This is a genomic window from Planctobacterium marinum (genome assembly GCF_020687805.1).
Taxonomy (GTDB): Bacteria; Pseudomonadota; Gammaproteobacteria; order Enterobacterales; family Alteromonadaceae; genus Planctobacterium; species Planctobacterium marinum.
On sequence record NZ_JAJEWQ010000002.1, the window covers coordinates 667,773 to 690,676 of the forward strand.

The window sequence follows — 22,904 nt, forward strand, 5'->3', positions numbered from 1 at the left end:
ATGTGACAACTGATTTAAGTAAACCAACCGTATTAATCGTTGATGATGACTTTATCAACAAAGAGATTTTGGCGCATGGCCTGCAGAATGATTACCGCATACTGCAGGCCAGCTCAGGCATAGAAGCGCTGGAAATCGCTGAAGCGGAGGTACCTGATACGGTGCTGCTGGATATTGTTATGCCGGATATGGATGGTTATGAGGTTTGCCGTAAACTGAAAACCTCCCGGCGCACACAAAAAGTGCCCGTTATTTTCTCCACCAGTAAATGCAGCGATGAAGATGAAGTCCTGGGGTTGACCATGGGCGCGTCTGACTACATTACTAAACCTTTCAATATGGCGCTGGTGCGGGCGCGGGTGCGCAATCAGGTTTTGTTGAAGCAGAAAACCGATCTGTTAGAACAATTAGCCAGTATCGATGGCCTGACAGAAGTACCTAACCGGCGCTATTTTGATGAGGTGTTTGAGCAGGAGTGGCGCCGTGCCATGCGCAGTGAATACCCCATAGCAGTGGCGATGGTGGACATTGATTGCTTTAAACAGTTCAACGATAACTACGGGCATACTGCTGGTGATGATTGTCTGACCGCAGTAGCCAAAGCACTATCAAAAGCATCAACCCGCGCGGGGGATTTCGTGGCCAGATACGGCGGCGAAGAATTCGTATTTGTCTGGCCAAACTGTGAGAAAAGTCAGGCTGAGGCGATTGCCGAAAAAGCCCGCGAGGCGATAGCAAACCTGAAAATTCCCCATCTGTATTCCAGTGCCGCAGATATCGTTACCATCAGTGTTGGGGTTGCCAGTTTGGTGCCGGAGCAAAATCAGTCGCGAAAAGAACTCATCGACGATGCCGATGAGCGGTTATATCTGGCGAAACAGTCAGGTCGCAATATGGTATTTGCCGGGTAACAGCAATACACCACCTAGTTTATCTGACCAGGTAACTTTTCCACTTTAAACATATCATTGTTGATGTACCTTGCTGTTTCGTCTGACACCTCGCCAACCTTCATCAACTGTGGCCCGGTTGGATCCAACAATAAATAATCAATCCCTCCTTCGGTGACTTTCTCTTCGCCGTCAAAGTGAGGCAAGTTGGCACCCAGCAGCGCGTGATTGGGTAAATAGACAATGGTCATGTGTAAATTGGGCAACAGTGAACGCAACAAGGCTGCGGTGAGTGTGGCTTTGCTGTCGCAGTCGCCTTTGTTGGTAAGCAAGACTTCCGATGGCGGTAAATAACCTGCACCGTTAGAGGTCATGCGGTCTTGCAGATCGTTGTAGGGAATACTTTGTACCCAGCTGAGAATCATGTTCACGTAAGCTCTGGAGGTACTGTCATCGTCCATCAATTCATATAGCGCCTGGGAAGCCGGCAATAACGCAGTGACGGCCTCATTCACAAAACGAATATGGTCGGGCTTTACACCGGTCTGACCATAGGGACTGACATAACGACTGTAGTAGTTCATGGCCAGGTAGCGGTCGAATGCAGCTTCTCGTTCTGCCACCAGTTCGGTGGTCCACTTTTCTATCATTTGTTCGGAACGGCTTTTTACTTCAATTTGCAGTTCATTGTTGCGGGAGCGGAATTTCACCCGTGCTTCTTTGGGATTGATAGTTTGTGCTTTGCGTTGCAACTCCATGTAAACATAGCGTTGGGCTATTTCGGGGCGATAAGACTTGTTTTGTTTGTTCTGAGTGGCTATCTGGGCCTTGTCCAGTTCAAAACTGAGACTGCGATGGGTGCCAAAAAAATCCTGCCAGCGATATTTCAGGTGCACCTTATTTGGCGTTTCTTCTTTGTGAAAGTAGGTTTGCGATGCATTTGCAAAAGCACACAGTAAACTCATCAGTGCCATAACACCGACTGTCGCTCTGATTTTGCGTGTACATGCAATGTGTATTTTCAATCAAAATACCTCGTGAAACTCTTCTATAGTATATCGGTTCCACGAGATTTAACTAAAGTTCAGTAAAATGAAGTATTGTGAAGGCGTAACAAAACGCTGACTACTAATACAAAAATTGCAAGGTACTTTGGATGGCTGCTTTCCATCCGGAAAGCAACTTAGTTCGGGTAGCCTTTGCCAGATTGGGATTGAAAGCCTGCTCAATTTTGTGCATTTGAGTTAGTGCATCTGTGGAGCTGTAAATGCCAGCCTTTAATCCAGCCAGGTAAGCTGCACCCAGTGCCGTAGTTTCCATGATTTCCGGACGAGCCACCTCAATATTCAGAATGTCGCTTATAAACTGGCACACCCAATTATTGGCCACCATACCGCCGTCTACGTTGATTGATGTGGCAGTGACGCCATCTTGGGACATCGCTTCCAGCAGATCAAAAGTTTGGTATGCTACGGACTCCAGTGCCGCCCGTGCAAAATGATTCGGTGATGTAGCTCTGGTCATGCCATAGATAGCCGCTCTGGCTAATGGGTCCCAGTATGGTGCACCCAACCCGGCAAACGCGGGCACCATATAAACTCCGTGTTCATAATCCAGCGTTTGTGCCATTTTTTCTGTTTCACTGGCATTTTCAATAACGCCGATACCGTCCCTGAGCCACTGTACGGCTGCGCCGGCAATAAAAATAGAACCTTCCAGAGCATAGTGCACCTTGCCGTTTATCTGGTAAGCCACGGTAGGCAGCAGGTTGTTTTTCGAGTTCAACACCTTTTCACCGGTATTGAGCAATACGAAACAACCGGTGCCGTAGGTACTTTTTATGGCGCCGGTTTCAAAACAACATTGTCCGACACTGGCGGCCTGTTGGTCGCCGGCAACCCCATTGATGGGAATGGCCTTGCCAAACAGTGCAGGGTCCGTGACACCAAAATCGTCAGCGCACTCTTTAACATCCGGTAACATGGCGGCAGGCACATTAAACAGAGACAGCAATTCATCATCCCATTGTAAGCTATGGATATTAAATAAATTGGTTCTGCTGGCATTGGTTACATCGGTAACGTGCTGTTTACCACCGGTCAGACGCCAGATTAAAAAGCTGTCAATGGTGCCAAAAGCCAGCTCGCCGGCTTCTGCCCGTTGTCTTGCTCCGGTGACATTATCCAGTATCCAGGCCGCTTTAGTGGCAGAAAAGTAGGGATCTAATAGCAGGCCGGATTTTGACTGCACTTGTTGTAAGGTGGCATCTGTACGCAGATTGTCACAAATGGCCGCGGTGCGTCTGTCTTGCCAGACAATTGCGTTGTAAATGGGTTTTCCGGTTTGTTTGTCCCATACCAGTGTCGTTTCCCGCTGATTAGTGATGCCGATTGTGACCACCTTGGTGAGCTTTTGCTGCCCTTGTTGCAGCGCGGCCTTACAGACATTCAGCGTGGTTTGCCAGATTTCTTCAGGATCATGTTCCACCCAGCCATCGTTGGGGTAGTGTTGAGCGAACTCTTCCTGTGCGCTACAGAGAATTTTTCCTTTATCGCTAAAAATGATGGCCCGTGTTGATGTCGTGCCCTGGTCGATAGCTAAAATACAATTGTCAAAACTCATTTTCTTCTCACTCAACGTTTAAACGCCTGCTGCGGGTGGTTTGCTGTGTCAGACGCAGCGGCCTTGGTTTATTTGATCTTATGTCTGATATAAGACTAGGTTACTTTATTTTTTTACAGGTCACAATTTTTGCGTGATTCAGGCGCGGATAACAATGGAATTTTACTATCTCACCAGCAAATTAATTGCGCTTTTCAAAGATAGTGTAATTGAGCTCGCTTTTCTCATTAGCTGAACAAAAACTAATCAGTCGTCAAAATCTCAGTATTTTCAAGTACTTCACCAGATGCACTTATTCCCACCCTGAAATAGTGGGGAAAATAAGCGGAGATTGACTTGACAGGGGCATGGTGTGGTTTCTAAACTGTGAATTGTGGGTAAAAGTGGCATAAAGTGGATTTTTTAGTGTCTACCGTGCCTTTCTAAAAACAATAAAAACATATGGGCTAGGGGAATGTTCCGCGGCGCTAACGCAATCAATCTGGACACTAAAGGCCGGGTGACGATACCAACGAGGTATCGTCAGTCGCTTCTGGATGATTGTCAGGGACAATTAGTTTGTACAATAGACACTCAACAACCCTGCTTGCTGCTTTACCCACTTTCTGAATGGGAAGAAATCGAGTTGAAACTCAGTCGTCTGTCCAGCATGAATCCGCATGAACGTCGCTTACAGCGATTGTTGCTGGGTTATGCCAACGAAGGCGAAATGGATAAAAACGGTCGATTTTTACTTTCCGCTCCGCTCAGGCAACACGCCGAACTCACCAAAGAAATCATGTTGGTGGGACAACTTAATAAATTCGAAATTTGGAATACCAGTACCTGGGAGCAACAGATCCAGTCGGATATTGCGACCGAACAGGATGCCGGATTTGAACTTACCGAACGTTTACAGGACTTTTCTTTATAATGACCAGCACTTTTACCCACACATCAGTGCTGCTGCATGAATCTATTGATGCATTGGCCATTAAACAGGACGGTATCTATGTAGACGCGACGTTTGGTCGAGGTGGACATTCTCGTTTGATCCTGGAGCAACTGGGTGACAATGGTCGTTTGATTGCGTTTGACCGCGATCCCATGGCCATTGAAGCCGCAAAGGCATTTGCCGATGACAGCCGTTTTCAGATTGTGCATTCTGCTTTTTCTGACATGGTTTCTGCCCTTACGGAGCTCGGTTTGCTGGGCAGGATTGACGGTGTCCTTATGGATTTAGGGGTTTCTTCTCCGCAACTGGATGACGCAGGCCGCGGTTTCAGCTTCATGAAAGACGGCCCGCTGGATATGCGGATGGATACCAGCAAAGGGATCAGTGCCAGTGAATGGTTAAATTCAGCGGATGAAGCGGATATCACCCGGGTTATCAAAGAGTATGGTGAAGAGAAATTTGGCAAGCGCATTGCTCATGCCATTGTCACCACCCGCGATGAAAACCCACTCACCTCTACCTTACAGTTGGCAAAACTTATCGATCAGGCGGTACCGGTAAAAGACAAGTTTAAGCATCCGGCCACCCGGGCTTTCCAGGGAATTCGCATTTTTATTAATGATGAACTGGGCGAAATCGAGCGCGGTTTAGCGTCAGCTCTACAGGTATTAGCAGCAGACGGGCGTCTGGCAGTAATCAGTTTTCATTCTCTGGAGGACAGATACGTAAAACGCTTTATGCGTGACTTAAGCCGTGGCATGCAGGTGCCGCATGGTTTACCTGTCAGGCAGGAAGAAATCAACGCCAGTAAGAAACTGCGTTTGATTGGCAAGGCGATAAAGCCCGATGAAAGTGAGATAAAACGCAACGTACGGGCCCGAAGCTCGGTTCTCAGAGTGGCGGAGAAGCTATGACAAATAACTTCAACCTGGTCACTATTATACTCACTGACATCACTCGTAACCTGTTGCGAGTGTTGTTGTTTACAGCGGTATTGATTAGCGCGATTGCAGTCATTCTCAGTTCTCACAACAATCGCCAGTTATTAATCGAAAAAGAGCAGGCTCTGCAGGAGCGGGATCGGCTTGACGTTGAATGGCGTAACCTGATTCTGGAGCAGGGAGCACTGACCGAGCACAACCGTATCGAGTCTTTGGTTAAAGAACAGTTGGATATGTATCGTCCTGATCCGGAAGAAGAAGTCGTGGTGAGGGTGAAATAATGGCTGCGGCAATTAAAAATAAAAAGATCCCTAAACCTACGACAGTACAGTGGCGTTTCATTACTGTATTAAGTCTGATCTGTCTGGTGTTTGTGGGCCTGGCAGTCAGAGCCGCCTACATTCAGGTGATTGATCCGGATATGTTGGTGAAAAAAGGAGATAGCCGAACAGAGCGGGTGCGCAAAACCCGGGTCCATCGGGGGCTTATCTTGGATCGCAATGGTGAAGAGCTGGCGGTCAGTGTGCCGGTGCGTGCCATCTGGGCTGATCCTAAAACAATTCATGAAAACAATGCGCTGCAATCCAAAAGACGTTGGCAGGCGTTAGCCGATGTTATTGGTCAGGATGTGGAGCGCATCTTAAGACGGGTGAAAAATCCGGAAAAACGTTTTGTTTATATACAACGTCAGGTGTCCCCGGCTATGGCGGACTACGTGGGGAAACTCAATATTCCCGGTGTATACCTTCGGGAAGAATCCCGGCGTTATTACCCCGCCGGAGAAGTGTCGGCGCACCTTATCGGATTTACCGATGTGGACGACAAAGGCCTGGAGGGGATTGAGCGAATTTACAATGAAATTTTGAGTGGTACCCCGGACCGCAGAGAGGTCAGTATTGATGCCAAGGGGCGTCAGGTAGAACTGCATTCCGAAGAGTCCGGTAAAAAACCACAGAACATCCAGTTAACTATTGACCAGCGGATACAGGCTTTGGCTTACAAAGAAGTTAAGCGCGCAGTTAGCTTGTTGCAGGCTACATCCGGTTCCGCCGTTGTTGCAGACGTTCACACCGGAGAAATTCTCGCGCTGGTCAATAGCCCTTCTTTTAATCCGAACAATCGACAAGGCGTACCGGCACACCGTATTCGCAATCGCGCAGTGACGGACACCTTTGAACCAGGCTCTTCAGTGAAGCCCCTGGCGGTGGTCAGTGCGTTGGAGTTTGGCAGCGTAGAGCTGGACACCCAAATAGATACATCACCGGGCTGGATGCGGGTTGGTGGCGCTTATGTACGAGATCCTCGTAACTACGGCGTATTGGACCTTACCGAGATTGTGAAAAAGTCCAGTAATATGGGGGCCTCTAAACTGGCCTTCTCGATTCCCAGAAGACAGTTTCTTGATACCTATTACGATGTGGGTTTGATAGGGGATACCGGCAGTAATCTGATTGGTGAAAGCGGCGGTATTTTCCATGAACGTTCCCGTTGGTCAGATCACGAAGTGGCCAGCTTGTCTTTTGGCTATGGTATTGCGGTAACCACACTGCAGTTAGCCCGTATGTATTCTACTCTCGCCAATGGTGGCGTAAGACGACCCTTAAGTATCATTAAAGCTGAGCAACTGGCACAAGGTGAAAGAGCTTTATCGGCTCAAACCGCCGGGGCTGTTATTGAAATGATGGAGCAGGTGGTATCGGACTCCGGGACGGGTAAAAAAGCTCAGGTTCCCGGCTATCGCGTCGCCGGTAAAACCGGCACCAGCCGCAAAGCCGTGCCTGGTGGTTATGGTGAAGAATACGTGAATATTTTTGCGGGGCTGGCCCCGGTATCAGATCCTCAGGTGGCTGTAGTGGTACTGATCAATGAACCCGGCGGCGACCTGTACCATTCCGGTGACACCGCAGCTCCGGTTTTTTCACGTGTGATGTCCGGTACTTTGCAAATGCTGAACGTACCGCCGGATGACAAGTCTGTATCATCACTGGCAGCGTTAAGGAGTAAGAACAATGACTCCTGAGTTCGGGCTGCGTAATATTCAACAATTGTTAAAGCCATTTGGCATCGATGCGCCGGAACTGGAGGTTGACGATCTGGTACTGGACAGTCGTGAAGTAGCTATTCATAAAGGCTTCCTGGCCGTAGCAGGCCATAACCTTGATGGTCGGGACTTTATTCCTCAGGCGGTTAGTCTGGGCGCGAAGGTCATTCTGGCAGAAACGGATAACGAATCTGAGCATGGCGTAATGTCGATGCGCGAGCATTCCCTCATTATCAGCTTTTATCAACTGTTCGAACAACTGTCTGCGCTGGCTGCAGTGTTCTTTGGCAATCCCACGGAGCATTTAAATACCGTTGCGGTAACCGGTACCAATGGTAAAACGTCAACAACCCATTTTATTAGTCAACTCAGTAATGCGTTGGCAAAGCCCGCCTGGTTTGCCGGTACATTAGGGCAGGGAGCGTTGCAGGCGTTGCAAAGTAGCAAAAATACCACACCTGATCCCATTTCGATTCAGCGCCTTGCCTGGCAGGCATTGCAAGCTGGCGCTTCTGATTTAGCCTTTGAGGCGTCCAGTCATGCCCTGGTGCAGGGTCGAATCAAACAGGTGAATACCCGGGTTGCAGTATTTACCAATTTGTCCCGGGATCACCTGGATTATCATGGCTCTATGGAAGAATATGCCAAAGCTAAACGTTTATTGATGCAGCAGCCGGGGTTGCAGACCCTGGTGCTAAATCAAAATGATGCAGAGCACGTTAATTGGTTGCGCTTTAAGCCCGCTGCAGTGTCGGTAATTTTGATTGGCCTGTCGGAATTAACCAGTTTACCTCACGCTTATTGTTTTGCCGACAATATTACATACAGTGCTGAAGGTCTGGCGTTTCGCGTACACAGTAGTTGGGGAGAGGGCCAATTACACCTGCCCATGTATGGCGAATTTAATATTCTGAACGTACTCAGTGCGATAGCAACTCAGGTGGCCTTAGGGCGAACTTTCCAGGACGTGCTGAAAGCCGCAAGGCAATTAATCCCGGTAGCCGGTCGGGCCGAGTTTTTCCGGGCGGAGGGCAAGCCGGATATCGTGGTGGATTACGCTCATACGCCGGATGCACTGCACAAAATACTGTCTTCAATGAGAGCCCACTGCGCAGGTCAGCTGTATTGCGTATTTGGGTGTGGTGGCGATCGCGACAAGGGTAAACGACCACAAATGGGGCGGGTAGCCTATCAGGATTCAGACTACGTTGTGTTAACCAATGATAATGTACGCAACGAAGATCCTCAGGATATCATAGGCGATATTCTGCAAGGCATGCCTGACCATCACAAAGTTTACGTTGAAACGGACAGGAAGATGGCCATTAAGTGGGCAGTTTCTCAGGGCGACGCTGATGACCTGATTGTCCTGGCTGGCAAAGGACATGAAACATCACAGGTGATCGGCGATCTGGTTACTGATTACGACGAACGACTATTTATTAAATCACTCTACAAGGTGGCATCATGATTGAAGTATCTTTGTCCTGGGTTGCACAGCAAGTACAGGGAACATTGAATGGTCAGGATATCCTTATAGATAAGGTTAGCACCGATACCCGAAGTATCGAAGCTGGTAGCTTATTTATTGCATTAAAAGGGCCCAATTTTGACGCCCATGACTTTGTTGAATTAGCACAAAGCACTGGCGCAGCAGCGTTGCTGGTCAGCAAGCCGGTTGACACGACATTACCCTTTATTTTGGTGGAAGATACCAAGTTAGCATTGGGCGCGTTGGGTAAGGCGGTACGCAATGAAGTCGCACCAAAAACGGTGGGCATAACCGGCAGTTCCGGTAAAACCACAGTCAAGGAGATGGTGGCGTCTATTTTATCGCTGAAAGGCAATGTGTTGGCTACTAAAGGAAATTTCAATAATGACATTGGCGTGCCTCTGACTTTATTGCAGCTGGAAAAGTGTCACGAATATGCAGTGGTAGAAATGGGGGCCAATCATCTGGGCGAGATCAATTACACCTGCTCGCTGGCCCAGCCGGATGTTTCCACTATCGTCAATGCCTCTGCCGCTCATCTTGAGGGCTTTGGTTCTCTGTTTGGCGTTGCCAGAGCCAAGAGTGAAATTTTCAATGGTTTGCAAACCGATGGTTTGGCCATTCTCAATAAAGACAGTCAGTTTTTCGAATACTGGTCTGGCAAATTAACAGACAAGCGCACTTCCACCTTTTCCATGACCGCTGACCATGCGGATTTTTACCCTGAAGATGTGATTATCGGCCTCGATGGCTGTGCCCAGTTTGATTTATGTACGCCTGAAGGCAAAGTGGGGATCTGGTTAACCTTGCCAGGCATTCACAATGTGAATAATGCCCTGGTGGCCGCCGCCCTAGCCATGGAAGTTGGTGCCAGCCTGGAACAGGTAGCTACCGGCTTACGGCAGTTAAAACAAGTGTCGGGGCGACTGAATGTGAAAGAGTTGAGCAATCAAATTCGCATTCTGGATGATACTTACAATGCCAATGTCGCATCGGTGAATGCGGCGTTAGATGTGTTGAGTAGTTTTCCGGGCAGACAGATTGCCATCCTGGGCGATATGGGTGAATTAGGTGAAAAGGCCCGTTACTACCACGAAAAAGTGGGTGAGTACGCACAGCAAAAAGGCATCAATGACTTTTATTCGCTGGGTGTGCTCAGTCAAAGTGCCAGTGATGTATTTGGTCAGTCCGGGCATCACTTTTCAGAGGTAGCTGACCTGGTAGCCAGTCTTAATCAGGCACTGGCTTTGGAAAAGCAAGATATTACCATTCTCATCAAAGGCTCCCGCAGTGCCCGTATGGAGAATGTGGTAAAGGCCCTGGAGGAATCTCCTTTGGGAAAGTTTGAACGCGCCAGGGAGCGCATCGCATGTTAATTTGGTTAGCCGAATGGCTGCAGCAGTTTGATGCTGGTTTTAATGTATTTTCTTACTTAACGATGCGCGCCATCCTGAGCACGCTGACGGCGTTGCTGATTGCTGTGTTGCTGGGGCCCAAAATGATTCGTTGGTTGCAACGTTTACAAATTGGTCAAACGGTGCGCAGTGATGGTCCGCAATCTCATTTAAGTAAATCCGGCACTCCTACCATGGGGGGGCTCTTAATATTATCGGCAATTGTTCTGAGTGTTCTGTTATGGGCTGATTTGAGTAATCGTTATGTATGGGTAACCCTGGCGATTATCGTCGGTTACGGCATCATTGGCTTTGTGGATGATTACCGCAAAGTGGTGCGCAAAGATCCCAAAGGGCTGATAGCCAAGTGGAAGTATTTCTGGCAATCAGTTATCGCGATTGTCGTTGCGTTTTATCTCTACGCTAACAGTCAGTCTGCTGCTGAAACCGCATTGCTGGTCCCATTTTTCAAAGAAGTGATGCCGCAACTGGGATTGTTTTTTGTGGTTATGGCTTATTTTGTCATTGTGGGTACCAGTAATGCCGTCAATCTTACCGATGGCCTGGACGGCCTGGCCATCGTGCCTACCATTTTAGTGGCCGGGGCTTTGGCCATTTTTGCTTATGTCACCGGAAATGTGAATTTTTCTGAATATCTGCAATTACCCTATATTCCCCTCACCAGTGAACTGGTGGTGGTATGTACAGCGATTGTAGGGGCCGGTCTGGGTTTTTTGTGGTTTAACACCTATCCCGCGATGGTGTTTATGGGAGATGTAGGCTCGCTGGCGCTGGGCGGTGCATTGGGCATTCTGGCGGTATTGGTACGTCAGGAGTTAGTGCTGGTGATAATGGGCGGTGTGTTTGTCATGGAAACTCTGTCGGTTATCTTGCAGGTTGGCTCTTATAAACTACGCGGTCAGCGCATTTTTCGCATGGCGCCTTTACATCACCATTATGAATTAAAAGGCTGGCCTGAACCCCGGGTTATTGTGCGTTTCTGGATCATTTCGTTGATTCTGGTGTTAATTGGCCTGGCTACGCTGAAACTGAGGTAAAAGTCCGAATGAATCTGTCGCAACTTAAAGACAAAAAAATCGCGATTGTGGGGATGGGCCTGTCCGGTCAGTCCTGCGCGCGCTTTTTGTTGCGACATGGTATTCAGGCCACGGGATTTGATACCCGAAGTCTGACGCAAAGTAACCTTGATATTCCTTGCCATTTTGGGGCGTTTGCGACACACCAGTTTGATGAATTTGATCTTATCGTACTCAGTCCTGGTATGGCGTTGAGTACGCCTGCCATTCAGTCGGCGATTGCCAATGGATGTCAGGTAGTTGGCGATATCGCACTGTTCGCGGCCAATTGCGACAAACCCATCATTGGGGTAACGGGCTCTAACGGCAAATCTACGGTTGTCAGCATGTTAGAAAAGATCTGGCTGACCGCAGGCAAAAAAGTGGCATGTGGTGGCAACATCGGCTTGCCCGCCCTGGATTTGTTGCAGACTGATTTTGATATTGCGCTGTTAGAGCTATCCAGTTTTCAGTTGGAAACTGCTAAGGATATTCCTTTGAGTGCCGCGGCACTGTTGAACGTATCTGAAGACCACATGGACCGCTATCCGGATTTTGAGGCCTATTGTCAGGCTAAACATTCCATTTTTGACAATGCCGATTTTAAACTGGCGAATGCACAGGACCGCAATACCTACACAGACGATGTAAAGGTTGATGTTTTTATTACAGACGCTGCGGCTGAGCACGGTTTTGGTTTGCAAATGTCTCCGGCTGCCGTCACTTTAGACGGAAAGCCATATTTAATGGCAAACGATCTCAAAATAAGTGGTGTACACAATCTGCTCAATGCTCAGGCTGCAATGATCATTGCCAGGCATTCAGGCATTGCTGATGAGTTTATTCAACAGGCACTGCGTGAATTTGACGGTTTACCACATCGCTGCCAGTTGGTGTCTGATCGAAATAACGTACGTTGGATTAATGATTCTAAGGCCACCAATGTCGGCGCCACTATTGCCGCCATTCACGGCTTGCGCCCTGTGGTGAGCGGTGATTTATGGTTGCTGGCAGGCGGTGATGCCAAACAGGCCGATGTCACCCCCCTGCAAAACCTGCTGCTCAATGACGTACAACATCTGATCACCTTTGGCAAAGACGGCGACAGCATTGCTGCCTTAAAAGACAACAGTATCCGTGTAGAGTCATTGCAAAAAGCGGTGCAGGTGGCAGCACAGGGAGCGCGCTCAGGAGACATGGTGCTGTTATCCCCCGCATGTGCCAGCCTGGATATGTTTGCCAATTATCAGCAACGCGGCGACGTCTTTGCGAAAGCTGTGGAGGCCTTATCATGATGCAGGTCTCTTCCAGTTATTTACCTGATTTGTTCGCCTGGCGACACGATAAAGGCGGTCCACAACGACCCTACGATATTGGCTTGTTGATGGCAGCGTTAGCCCTGATGGCGATTGGTCTGGTGATGGTCACATCGGCTTCCATGCCAGTGGCAGAGCGGTTGTTTAACAATCCGTTTCACTTTTCCATCAGGCACAGTATCTATTTGATTATCTCGGCGCTGGCCGCCATGGTCGCAATGATGATCCCCATGAGCTGGTGGCAAAAAACCAACGCCTATTTGTTATTCCTTGCCATCGGACTGCTGATTGTTGTTTTGTTTTTCGGGCGCACCGTTAACGGCAGTACCCGTTGGCTGGCAATCGGCCCAATTACTATACAGGCGGCAGAGCCGGCGAAACTGTTTTTCTTTTGTTATCTTGCAGGTTACATGGTACGCCGCTATGGCGAAGTAACCGAAAACCTGAAGGGCTTTATCAAGCCGTTAATTGTGTTTTTCGTGCTGGCTTTGTTGTTACTGGCGCAACCTGATTTGGGTACTGTCATCGTGATGTTTGCCACGACCGTTGGATTGTTGTTCCTGGCGGGCGCTAAGTTATGGCAGTTCTTTGGTCTGGCCTTTACCGGTATTGCCGCCGTGGCTGCCTTGATTGTCGTTGAAGAATACCGGATGCGCAGGGTAACCGCATTTCTTGACCCTTGGGCAGATCCTTTTGGTACCGGTTATCAGCTGACACAATCGTTAATGGCCTGGGGCCGTGGCAGTGTCTTTGGTGAAGGGTTGGGTAATAGTTTGCAAAAACTGGAGTTTTTACCTGAAGCCCACACTGACTTTATTATGTCGATTGTCGCTGAGGAGCTGGGTCTGACAGGTGTCTTACTCATTCTTGGTTTATTGTTATTTATTGTGGTTAAGGCGTTAAAGCTGGGTAGTCAGGCGTTACAAAAAGAAAGACCTTACGAAGGCTTTATGGCCTATGCGATTGGCATCTGGATCAGTTTTCAGACAGCGGTGAATGTAGGCGCCAGCTCAGGCGTTTTACCCACGAAAGGACTGACACTGCCTTTGGTCAGTGCCGGTGGGTCCAGTTTGATTATTATGTCGATTGCCGTAGCTATTCTGTTGCGTATCGACTTTGAATTAAAAACCGGAAAGTTACATGCCTTGAGTAAACCTTCTGTCAGGGCAAGAAAAACGGCAAGAACCAAAAAACGTCAGGAGCGCACCGCTGATGAGTAATCGTTTATTGGTTATGGCAGGAGGCACTGGCGGGCACGTCTTTCCTGGCCTGGCGGTAGCCCAGTTTTTAAAAGAAAAAGGCTGGCAAGTTGAATGGTTAGGAACGGCCGACCGTATGGAAGCTCAATTGGTGCCCAAACATGGTTTTGCCATTAATTTTATCAATATCTCGGGTGTGCGTGGTAATGGACTGGTGCGTTTGTGTAAAGCACCGTTTAAAATTCTGCACGCGACCTGGCAAGCCATCAGAATATTGCGCCAGGTTAAACCTGATGTGGTACTGGGGATGGGAGGTTATGCCAGTGGACCCGGCGGCATTGCCGCCTGGTTAAGTGGTATACCCTTGGTGTTGCACGAACAAAATGCCGCCCCCGGGTTGACCAACAAGCTACTGGCCCGAATAGCGAAAAAAGTACTAACCGCTTTTGATAACGCCAACTGGTTACAGGGCAACGCGAAAAAACAACAGGTGGGTAATCCGGTGCGTGCTGCCTTTGCTGAGATTAGTGAGAAGCGTGAATTACAGGATGAACTGCGGGTGCTGGTTAGCGGTGGTAGCCTGGGCGCTAAAGTGTTGAATCAGTGCGTGCCTGAGGCAGTAAAGCAACTGACACAGCGGAATGTGCAGATCTGGCATCAGGCCGGCAAGGGCAATAGCGAAGCGGTGTTAGCGGCTTACAAGGCTGGTCAGGTTACCGGCGACAATCTCAAGGTCACCGACTTTATAGATGAAATGGTTGCAGCCTATGAGTGGGCTGATGTGGTGATATGTCGTGCCGGCGCACTGACCGTATCGGAGATCGCACTGGCCGGACGCTGTGGCATTTTTGTACCACTCCCCCATGCTGTAGACGATCATCAGACTAAAAACGCCCAGTATCTGGTGACTCAGGGCGCTGGCATTTTATTGCCCCAGTCACAGTTGGAATCGGGACAGTTGATAGCAATATTAGATAATTTAAATTCAGAAAGAGAGCGTATTATTCAAATCTCAGACAAAGCCAGACAATGTGGCGAACGCAGTGCCACTGAAAAAGTCGCTAATGTATGTATTGAACAGGTGGGTGCCAGCCGATGAATCAGCCAGGTAGTACAACCTTTGCGAATCCGGTGATGGGGCGTATCCGCCGTATCCACCTCATCGGTATTGGTGGTGTGGGTATGGCAGGGATAGCTGAAGTATTGCTCAATGAAGGCTATGAGGTATCAGGATCTGATCTGAATGTCTCGAACTTAACACGGCACCTAACCAGTTGCGGCGCCAATGTGTTTTTGGGCCATGCAGAGTCCAATGTAATCGAAGCGGACGTTGTGGTGGTATCCAGCGCCATCAATCCGGAAAATCCGGAGATTAAAGCGGCGTTTGAGCGACGCATACCTATTATTCGCCGTGCCGAGATGTTGGCCGAGCTGATGCGCTTTCGACATGGTATCGCGATTTCCGGTACACATGGCAAAACTACCACCACCAGTCTGACCGCCACCATTTTTGCAGAAGGCCAACTGGACCCTACTTTTGTAATTGGGGGGCGACTCAACAGTGCCGGCAGCAATGCCCGACTGGGTAGCAGTCGCTATCTGATCGCTGAAGCGGATGAAAGTGATGCTTCGTTTTTGCACCTGCAACCCATGGTGGCAGTGGTAACTAATATTGAACCGGATCACATGGAAAACTACGGTGGTGATTTTGCGCGTATGCAGGATACTTACATCGAGTTTTTACACAACTTACCCTTTTATGGGCAGGCCGTTTTGTGCATTGATGATGATACTGTGCGGGAATTACTGCCCAGAATCAGTCGCCAGTACACTACCTATGGTTTCAGCGAAGATGCTGATGTGCGCGCCTGTGATATTCAGTTGGGCTTAAATCAGTGTCGCTTTGTGGTGAAACGTCATCAATTGGCCGATTTGCAAATTCAACTGAATCTGGCGGGTAAACACAATATACAAAATGCCCTCGCTGCGATAGCTGTTGCTACGGCTGAAGGCGTCAGTGATCAGGCGATACAGTCTGCATTGCAGAGTTTTGCCGGGATCGGACGTCGCTTTGAAATATTGGGTAATTATCCGGTGAATGACGGCGAGGTTATCCTGGTGGATGATTATGGTCATCATCCCACAGAAGTGGCGGCGACGATTGAAGTGGCCCGCAACAACTGGCCAGATAAGCGACTGGTGATGATTTACCAGCCCCATAGATTCACCCGTACCCGGGATCTGTACGAGGATTTTGTGCGGGTTCTGTCAAAGGTCGATTTGTTGCTGTTGTTGGATGTTTATCCGGCGGGAGAGAAACCGATAGAAGGTGCTGACAGTCGTTCTCTATGTCGTTCAATTCGCAATCGTGGGGGGATTGATCCAGTGCATATTGAGTCACTGGCCGAACTGCCTAAAGTACTGGCGAATGTGCTTAAGGATGGTGATGTGTTAATGACACAAGGGGCGGGTAATATTGGTCAACTGGCTAAAAAGTTACAACAAACGCAGTTAGATTCAGCGCAATTATTGCAACTGGTGGTTTAAATAGTGAATATGAGTGATTTGGGTAAAGTCGCGGTTTTATTAGGCGGAAACTCTGCAGAAAGAGCGGTATCATTGCGCTCCGGCGAAGCCGTGGCCCGGGCTCTGGAAGAAAGTGGTGTTGAGGTATTGCGATTTGATCCATCAGAGCGACCGGTTACCGATTTACTGACAGAAAAAGTGCAACGTGTGGTTATCATGTTGCACGGCCGTGGCGGCGAAGATGGCGCCATTCAGGGGGCATTACAAACGCTTGGCTTGCCCTACAGTGGAAGCGGGGTTCTGGGTTCTGCCCTGGCAATGGATAAAATCCGTAGCAAACGCATTTTTGAAGCTCAGGGCTTGCCAACGGCACCTTATTGCGTTGTCACAGCAGAGCAGTTACAGCACTTTGATGCTGAACAAATCATGACAAATTTAAATCATGAGATCATGGTTAAACCCGCACTGGAGGGTTCCAGCATTGGCATGTCTCGGGTTCAGTCCGCTGACCAATTGCAATCCGCCATTGAAAAGGCACTGGAATTTGATACTGAAGTGTTGGTGGAACAGTTTGTAAAGGGCCTGGAGTATACCGTTTCTGTACTGGCAGATGAGGCATTGCCTTCTATCCGAATGGAAACGCCGCGCAGTTTTTATGACTACGAGGCAAAGTATCACACCGATACGACCTCTTATCATTGCCCGTCAGGCTTGTCTGAACAGGACGAGCAAGACATCGCGAATATTGCTTTGGCGGCTTTCAAAGCGGTCGGGGCCAGCGGTTGGGGCAGGGTCGATATTATGCGTGATATGCAGGGCAATTATTACATCCTGGAAGTGAATACTGTGCCCGGTATGACCGAAAAGAGTTTAGTCCCTATGGCCGCCAAACAGGCAGGAATGTCGTTTTCTGATCTGGTGTTGGCGGTCGCAGAAACTTGTGAGTGTCGCCGTTGATATGTCTGAAGCAAATACAGAGAAATGGCGTTCTCCTGGGTTTATTGCAGGTGTAATTTTTCTGTGTGCTGTGTTGTTGGCATTAGTGTTTGCCGGACAAACAGTCATGAGATGGCTTCAGGACGAACAAAAAGTGCCTCTGAAGCAGGTGTTGGTATCTGGTGAATTGACTCAGCTGAGCGCCAAAGAGATAGATAAAGCCGTGAGGAACGACACGGCTGTGAGTTTGTTTGCCATTGATGTGGATGATGCCCATCAGGCAATAGAGAGTTTACCTTGGGTGTATCAGGCATCGATAAGGAAGTCATGGCCTGATACCTTGAAAGTTTATGTGGTTGAGCAGGTGGCGGTAGCCCACTGGAACGAAGATATGCTGCTAAACCAATATGGCGGTGTATTCGACGCGTTTTGGCAAGGTGATGAGTTGCCATCGTTATACGGGCCAGGGGGCAGTGAGTTAACTGTTTTGCAGGGCTTAAAGGCCATGCAGGGCTTACTCAACGGTAGTGATTTAACCATTACTGAGGTGTCCTTAAGTGAACGCTATGCGTGGCATTTAAAACTCAGTAATGACATTCAGTTACGTTTAGGACGCACTGAGTTTATTGACAGGCTACAACGGTTTATCGATGTGTATCCGTTGTTACTGAAGAATGAAAAGGCAGTAGCCTATGTTGACCTCCGTTATGATACGGGACTGGCGGTAGGCTGGCGTGAAAAAACGCCATCTTAATTAATGAGTTGTGACAGGAAATAAGAGAATCGTGTCGAAAGTAACAGACAGAAATTTGGTGGTAGGTCTGGATATAGGTACCAGCAATATCAAAGCCGTAGTGGGCGAAGTGATGGAAGATGGCGCCATCAGTGTTGTTGGTGTTGGCTCAAATCCGTCTAAAGGCATGGACAAAGGTGGTGTAAACGACCTGGATATGGTGGTGCAGTCAGTCAAACGCGCCATCAATGAACTGGAATTGATGGCGGATTGTCAGGTGTCGTCGGTGTTAATGTCCATCTCAGGCCGGCATGTAAAATGCCAAAATGAAAGTGGCATGGTGCCCATCAATAATCAGGAAGTCACCCAGGATGACGTTGATAATGTTATTCACGCAGCCCGTTCTGTACCGATAGCTGCCGAGCGGAAGCTGCTGCACGTTTTACCGCAAGATTACACCATTGACGTTCAGGAAGGGATCAAGAATCCGGTGGGGATGTCCGGCGTCAGAATGGAAGCGCGTGCACACATTGTTACCTGTGCCGAAGATATGGCAAAAAATTTAGTAAAATGCGTAGAAAGATGTGAACTCAGGGCGGATCAGATGATATTCTCTGCTCTTGCTTCCAGCTACGCGGTACTGACCGAAGATGAAAAAGAGCTGGGAGTCTGTGTGGTAGATATCGGTGGTGGTACCATCGATATGGTGATTTATTCCGATGGCGCGATTCGCCATACGGCGGTAATTCCGGTGGCGGGTAACCAGATCACCAATGATATTGCCAAGATCTTCCGAACACCTATCAGCCATGCTGAAGAAATAAAAGTGAACTATGCCTGTGCCTTAAAAGACATGGTCAGCATGGAAGAAACCATTGAAGTACCGAGTGTCGGTGGTCGTGCGGCTCGCACTATGTCCAGACACACGTTGGCTGAGGTGGTAGAGCCCAGATATCAGGAATTATTTGAATTAATTCACGAAGAAATCAAATCCAGTGGATTTGAAGAACAGATTGCTGCCGGTATCGTATTGACCGGCGGGACAGCCAAAATGGAAGGGGCTGTGGAGTTTGCTGAAGAGTTGTTCCAAATGCCAGTAAGAGTAGGAACGCCTTTGCAGGTTAAGGGATTGGCGGAATATGTAGATGACGCTACATATGCTACCGCCGTAGGATTATTACATTATGGTAGTGAACAAGTCACCACCAAAAAGAATAATAAAAACAGTGCCAACGAAAGCATATGGGAACGTGTACAAAGTTGGTTTAAAGGGGAATTTTAAGAGCGAACCAAATGCGCTAGGTTCGTTTTAAAGTGAAAGCTAAATCGGAGAGTAAATTATGTTCGAATTAATGGATACCCATAATGAAGAAGCTGTCATCAAGGTCATTGGTGTTGGCGGCGGCGGCAACAATGCTGTCGAACACATGGTGTCACAATCTATCGAAGGTGTTGAGTTTATCGCTATCAATACCGACGCACAGGTATTGAGAAATTCCAGTGCCAACCTTACCTTGCAAATTGGTTCCAATGTTACCAAAGGGTTGGGTGCCGGTGCGAATCCGGAAATGGGGCAAAAGGCCGCAGAAGAAGACAGAGAAACCATCAAACAGGCCATTGAAGGTGCTGATATGGTGTTTATTACTGCCGGAATGGGCGGTGGTACCGGAACCGGTGCTGCACCTGAAGTGGCAAAAATTGCCAAGGAAATGGGGATCCTGACGGTTGCGGTTGTGACCAAGCCATTTCCTTTTGAAGGCAAAAAGCGTAGCACTATTGCCGATGGTGGTATGGCGGAATTAGCCAAACACGTTGATTCACTGATCACTATCCCGAATGAAAAACTATTGAAAGTAATGGGTCGTGGCACGCCATTGTTGCAGGCCTTCAGTGCGGCTAACGACGTATTGCGCGGCGCAGTACAGGGCATTGCCGAACTGATCACTCGCCCTGGTTTGATTAACGTGGATTTTGCTGACGTAAGAACTGTTATGTCTGAAATGGGCACGGCTATGATGGGTAGCGGTGTGGCTAAAGGCGAAGATCGCGCAGAAGAAGCGGCCGAAGCAGCTATCGCCTGTCCGTTACTGGAAGACATCGATTTGTCTGGTGCTCGTGGTATCCTGGTGAACATCACGGCAGGCCCGGATTTCGCTATTGATGAATTTGAAACTGTGGGTAACGCTGTAAAAGCGTTTGCGTCTGAAAACGCCACAGTAGTAGTTGGTACTGTTATTGATATGGATCTGGCCGATGAACTGCGCGTCACCGTGGTTGCTACCGGTATTGGCGCAGAGAAAAAGCCAGAGATTTCGATTGTTTCTAACCGAAGCAATCGCGTAAATGCAGAAGCCAGTGAATTTAAATTGCAGGCAAATGGAACTGACTCCATTGTTCCGATGTCTGAAACTGGAAAGGTCAGCCCTATCGTTGATGAAAAAGCCGACAGCGGTGACCTGGAGTATCTGGATATTCCGGCGTTTTTACGCAAACAAGCTGACTAGTTTGGTTATAAAAGCTGGCGGTTTTATTACAATTATTTGACTTTATGGTCAATGAAAGGGTACACTGCGCGCCGCTTTTTTGTTAGCTGGCTAATTTATATACAAGGTTGGGCATGATCAAACAACGCACAATAAAACAAGCTGTATCAGCGACCGGTATCGGTCTGCACAAAGGGGAAAAGGTCACTATGACTCTCCGGCCTGCTCCTGCAAACTTTGGTGTTGTATACAGGCGTATTGATCTGGAACCTTATGTAGATATTCCGGCTAAAGCCAATGCCGTAGGTGACACTATGTTGTGCACCTGTCTGAGCAATGACGACGGTCACAGCATTTCAACGATTGAACATTTATCCTCTGCGTTAGCCGGACTGGGTATTGATAATTTGATCGTTGAAGTGGACAGCAACGAGTTGCCCATCATGGACGGCAGTGCCAGTCCATTTATTTTCCTGTTACAAACGGCGGGAATCGAAGAGCAAAGCGCGGCTAAACGCTTTATTAAAGTGACCAAAAAAGTCAGGTTAGAAGACGGTGACAAATGGGCCGAGTTTTTACCTTATGACGGCTTCAGAGTGGATTTTACCATCGACTTTGAGCACCCGGTGATCAAGCAAACAAACCAAAGAATGGTGATGGACTTCAGCAGTGAATCATACATTGATGACGTCAGCCGTGCGCGCACCTTTGGTTTTATGCGGGATCTGGAGTTTATGCACGCCAATAATCTGGCCCTGGGCGGCAGCATGGAAAATGCCGTGGCGCTGGATGATTATCGCGTTCTAAACCAGGAAGGTCTGCGCTATAAAGATGAATTTGTGAAGCACAAAATTCTGGACGCAGTAGGCGACCTTTATCTGGGTGGACACAGTATTATCGGTGAGTTAAAAGCCTTTAAATCGGGTCATGGCCTGAACAACAAACTACTTAATGCGTTAATGGCAAATCAGGATGCATGGGAGTTTGTCAGCTATGAGTCCAATCAGGATATGCCGATAAAATACGCCATGCCGGGATTATCCTTTTCTTAATAAACGCCAAAAGCCACGTCATATAACGTGGCTTTTTTGATTTTAGCCTGGGAAAACGGCAAATTGGCCGATAATACTTTGGTATAAAGCAATCTGACAGATTCGGAAGATTGACTTATTATTAATGTGTGTTTATCTTTCTCGCTTTATTGCTTAAAACAAGCATAGGTACAGATACGCTTTATTGATGTAAGCGGCTCTCATTTTAAAGAATTGATATCAAGCGTATATGAGTCTAACAATACTATATCGAAGTCGTCGAATTAAGCTGATTAAAACAGTCTCGCTGAACAGGCTCGCCCTGGGCGGTGTTTTAGGCGGTCTGTTACTGACGGCGATATTGGTATCAGAAAACGAGCCGGAGCTTAATTTTTCTGCGCGGGTTGCGGTGACGCAAACCGGCCTGATTGAACAGCAGCATGAGCTGCATCAGTTGCGCCAGTCCACAGAGCAAAAGCTGACGGGCATGTTGCTGAAATTAGGCGAAATGCAGAGCGAATTACAACGTCTGAATGCCCTTGGAGAAAGACTGGCTGTCGAATCTGATTTACACGTTGATGAATTTCAATTTGGGCAACCTATGCCGATTGGTGGTCCGAGTCATGATGTAGAAATGCCCTCTGTTGATTCGTCACTGGATGTCTTACATCAAATTGATGCCATGATGGCGCAACTGCAGAATAAATCGCAGCAGCTGCAGGCCCTTGAATCTGTATTAATGCAACACCATATACAAAACGAAAGCTTCATATCAGGCAGGCCTATCGAGAGTGGCTGGTTGTCGTCTTATTATGGTATGCGTAAAGATCCGTTTTCGGGTTTGCCCGCAATGCACAAAGGCATCGACTTTGCCGGAAGCGAAGGTGCCCCGGTAGTGGTCACTGGCGCAGGCATGGTAGTGTGGTCGGGACCCCGGTATGGTTATGGGAATTTAGTGGAAGTGGACCACGGCGACGGATTAGTCACTCGCTATGGGCACAACAAAAAGATCCATGTTAAAATCGGCGACGTTGTCACCAAAGGGCAAAAAATCGCCGATATGGGGCAAACCGGGCGAGCCACCGGTGCTCATGTCCATTATGAAGTGCTGCGAAACGGCAATCAGATGGACCCACTGCAGTTTGTTTATCGAAAAGCAGTGAACTGAAGCTTCACAAATAAATAAGGTTTTCAACAATCGGCTCTTTCGAGCCGATTGTTTTTATAAAGTAACGAATAATATTCAAAGGATGTCTGATTAAAGGCTCCGGATCAGGAAAATAAGAGTTA

Annotated in this window: 20 protein-coding genes; 18 read left to right on the forward strand and 2 right to left on the reverse strand. The window is 48.2% G+C overall.

The features are described 5' to 3' along the window. Positions 1 to 2 precede the first annotated feature (2 nt). Positions 3 to 911 carry a GGDEF domain-containing response regulator gene (locus LJ740_RS08315; RefSeq protein ID WP_229528611.1) on the forward strand — a complete coding sequence of 303 codons (909 nt, stop codon included), beginning with the start codon at positions 3 to 5 and terminating at the stop codon, positions 909 to 911. 14 nt (positions 912 to 925) lie between these two features. On the opposite strand, the gene LJ740_RS08320 is transcribed toward LJ740_RS08315, so the two are convergent. Together LJ740_RS08320 and glpK are read right to left on the reverse strand one after the other, a co-directional pair. Beyond that, positions 926 to 1,915, reverse strand: coding sequence for a transglutaminase-like domain-containing protein (locus tag LJ740_RS08320; protein WP_229528612.1), 990 nt, complete (start codon positions 1,913 to 1,915; stop codon positions 926 to 928). 103 nt (positions 1,916 to 2,018) lie between these two features. Beyond that, positions 2,019 to 3,512, reverse strand: a complete 1,494-nt coding sequence (gene glpK, locus LJ740_RS08325) for a glycerol kinase GlpK (RefSeq protein ID WP_229528613.1) — start codon at positions 3,510 to 3,512, stop codon at positions 2,019 to 2,021. Between the two features lie 454 nt (positions 3,513 to 3,966). Between glpK and mraZ the strand changes: the two genes are divergently transcribed. The 17 genes from mraZ (at position 3,967) to LJ740_RS08410 (ending at position 22,782) form a co-directional block, all read left to right on the forward strand. After that, entirely contained in the window at positions 3,967 to 4,425 is a 459-nt protein-coding gene (gene mraZ / locus LJ740_RS08330; protein ID WP_229528614.1) for a division/cell wall cluster transcriptional repressor MraZ, read from the forward strand. After that, on the forward strand, positions 4,425 to 5,360 hold the full coding sequence (gene rsmH / locus LJ740_RS08335) for a 16S rRNA (cytosine(1402)-N(4))-methyltransferase RsmH (protein WP_229528615.1): 936 nt from the start codon (positions 4,425 to 4,427) through the stop codon (positions 5,358 to 5,360). The genes mraZ and rsmH overlap by 1 nt, the downstream gene beginning before the upstream one ends. Continuing rightward, positions 5,357 to 5,668, forward strand: a complete 312-nt coding sequence (gene ftsL / locus LJ740_RS08340) for a cell division protein FtsL (protein WP_229528616.1) — start codon at positions 5,357 to 5,359, stop codon at positions 5,666 to 5,668. The genes rsmH and ftsL overlap by 4 nt, the downstream gene beginning before the upstream one ends. Then, positions 5,668 to 7,407, forward strand: a complete 1,740-nt coding sequence (locus LJ740_RS08345) for a peptidoglycan D,D-transpeptidase FtsI family protein (protein ID WP_229528617.1) — start codon at positions 5,668 to 5,670, stop codon at positions 7,405 to 7,407. The genes ftsL and LJ740_RS08345 overlap by 1 nt, the downstream gene beginning before the upstream one ends. After that, on the forward strand, positions 7,397 to 8,899 hold the full coding sequence (locus LJ740_RS08350; protein WP_229528618.1) for a UDP-N-acetylmuramoyl-L-alanyl-D-glutamate--2,6-diaminopimelate ligase: 1,503 nt from the start codon (positions 7,397 to 7,399) through the stop codon (positions 8,897 to 8,899). The genes LJ740_RS08345 and LJ740_RS08350 overlap by 11 nt, the downstream gene beginning before the upstream one ends. Continuing rightward, on the forward strand, positions 8,896 to 10,296 hold the full coding sequence (locus LJ740_RS08355; protein ID WP_229528619.1) for a UDP-N-acetylmuramoyl-tripeptide--D-alanyl-D-alanine ligase: 1,401 nt from the start codon (positions 8,896 to 8,898) through the stop codon (positions 10,294 to 10,296). Before LJ740_RS08350 ends, LJ740_RS08355 begins: the two co-directional genes overlap by 4 nt. Further along, positions 10,290 to 11,372, forward strand: a complete 1,083-nt coding sequence (gene mraY, locus LJ740_RS08360; protein ID WP_229528620.1) for a phospho-N-acetylmuramoyl-pentapeptide-transferase — start codon at positions 10,290 to 10,292, stop codon at positions 11,370 to 11,372. Before LJ740_RS08355 ends, mraY begins: the two co-directional genes overlap by 7 nt. Before the next feature lie 8 nt (positions 11,373 to 11,380). Further along, positions 11,381 to 12,685, forward strand: a complete 1,305-nt coding sequence (gene murD / locus LJ740_RS08365; protein WP_229528621.1) for a UDP-N-acetylmuramoyl-L-alanine--D-glutamate ligase — start codon at positions 11,381 to 11,383, stop codon at positions 12,683 to 12,685. Then, the gene (gene ftsW / locus LJ740_RS08370; protein ID WP_229528899.1) at positions 12,685 to 13,926 is read left to right on the forward strand and encodes a cell division protein FtsW; all 1,242 of its coding nucleotides are present in this window, start codon (positions 12,685 to 12,687) and stop codon (positions 13,924 to 13,926) included. Before murD ends, ftsW begins: the two co-directional genes overlap by 1 nt. After that, positions 13,919 to 15,004, forward strand: a complete 1,086-nt coding sequence (gene murG / locus LJ740_RS08375) for an undecaprenyldiphospho-muramoylpentapeptide beta-N-acetylglucosaminyltransferase (RefSeq protein WP_229528622.1) — start codon at positions 13,919 to 13,921, stop codon at positions 15,002 to 15,004. The genes ftsW and murG overlap by 8 nt, the downstream gene beginning before the upstream one ends. Then, on the forward strand, positions 15,001 to 16,452 hold the full coding sequence (murC, locus tag LJ740_RS08380; RefSeq protein ID WP_229528623.1) for a UDP-N-acetylmuramate--L-alanine ligase: 1,452 nt from the start codon (positions 15,001 to 15,003) through the stop codon (positions 16,450 to 16,452). The genes murG and murC overlap by 4 nt, the downstream gene beginning before the upstream one ends. Positions 16,453 to 16,461: 9 nt before the next feature. Further along, positions 16,462 to 17,388 (forward strand): D-alanine--D-alanine ligase, encoded by a 927-nt coding sequence (locus LJ740_RS08385; RefSeq protein ID WP_229528900.1) that lies wholly within the window; start codon positions 16,462 to 16,464, stop codon positions 17,386 to 17,388. 1 nt (position 17,389) lies between these two features. Beyond that, the gene (locus tag LJ740_RS08390; protein WP_229528624.1) at positions 17,390 to 18,121 is read left to right on the forward strand and encodes a cell division protein FtsQ/DivIB; all 732 of its coding nucleotides are present in this window, start codon (positions 17,390 to 17,392) and stop codon (positions 18,119 to 18,121) included. 31 nt (positions 18,122 to 18,152) lie between these two features. Beyond that, a complete protein-coding gene (gene ftsA, locus LJ740_RS08395) occupies positions 18,153 to 19,382 on the forward strand; it encodes a cell division protein FtsA (RefSeq protein WP_229528625.1) in 1,230 nt (409 codons plus the stop codon). Between the two features lie 58 nt (positions 19,383 to 19,440). Further along, positions 19,441 to 20,604: a cell division protein FtsZ gene (ftsZ, locus tag LJ740_RS08400; RefSeq protein ID WP_229528626.1), complete on the forward strand. Its 1,164-nt coding sequence runs from the start codon at positions 19,441 to 19,443 to the stop codon at positions 20,602 to 20,604. Positions 20,605 to 20,717: 113 nt separating this feature from the next. Then, a complete protein-coding gene (gene lpxC, locus LJ740_RS08405; RefSeq protein ID WP_229528627.1) occupies positions 20,718 to 21,635 on the forward strand; it encodes a UDP-3-O-acyl-N-acetylglucosamine deacetylase in 918 nt (305 codons plus the stop codon). A gap of 229 nt (positions 21,636 to 21,864) precedes the next feature. Beyond that, positions 21,865 to 22,782 (forward strand): M23 family metallopeptidase, encoded by a 918-nt coding sequence (locus LJ740_RS08410; protein ID WP_229528628.1) that lies wholly within the window; start codon positions 21,865 to 21,867, stop codon positions 22,780 to 22,782. The last annotated feature ends 122 nt before the right edge of the window (positions 22,783 to 22,904 follow it).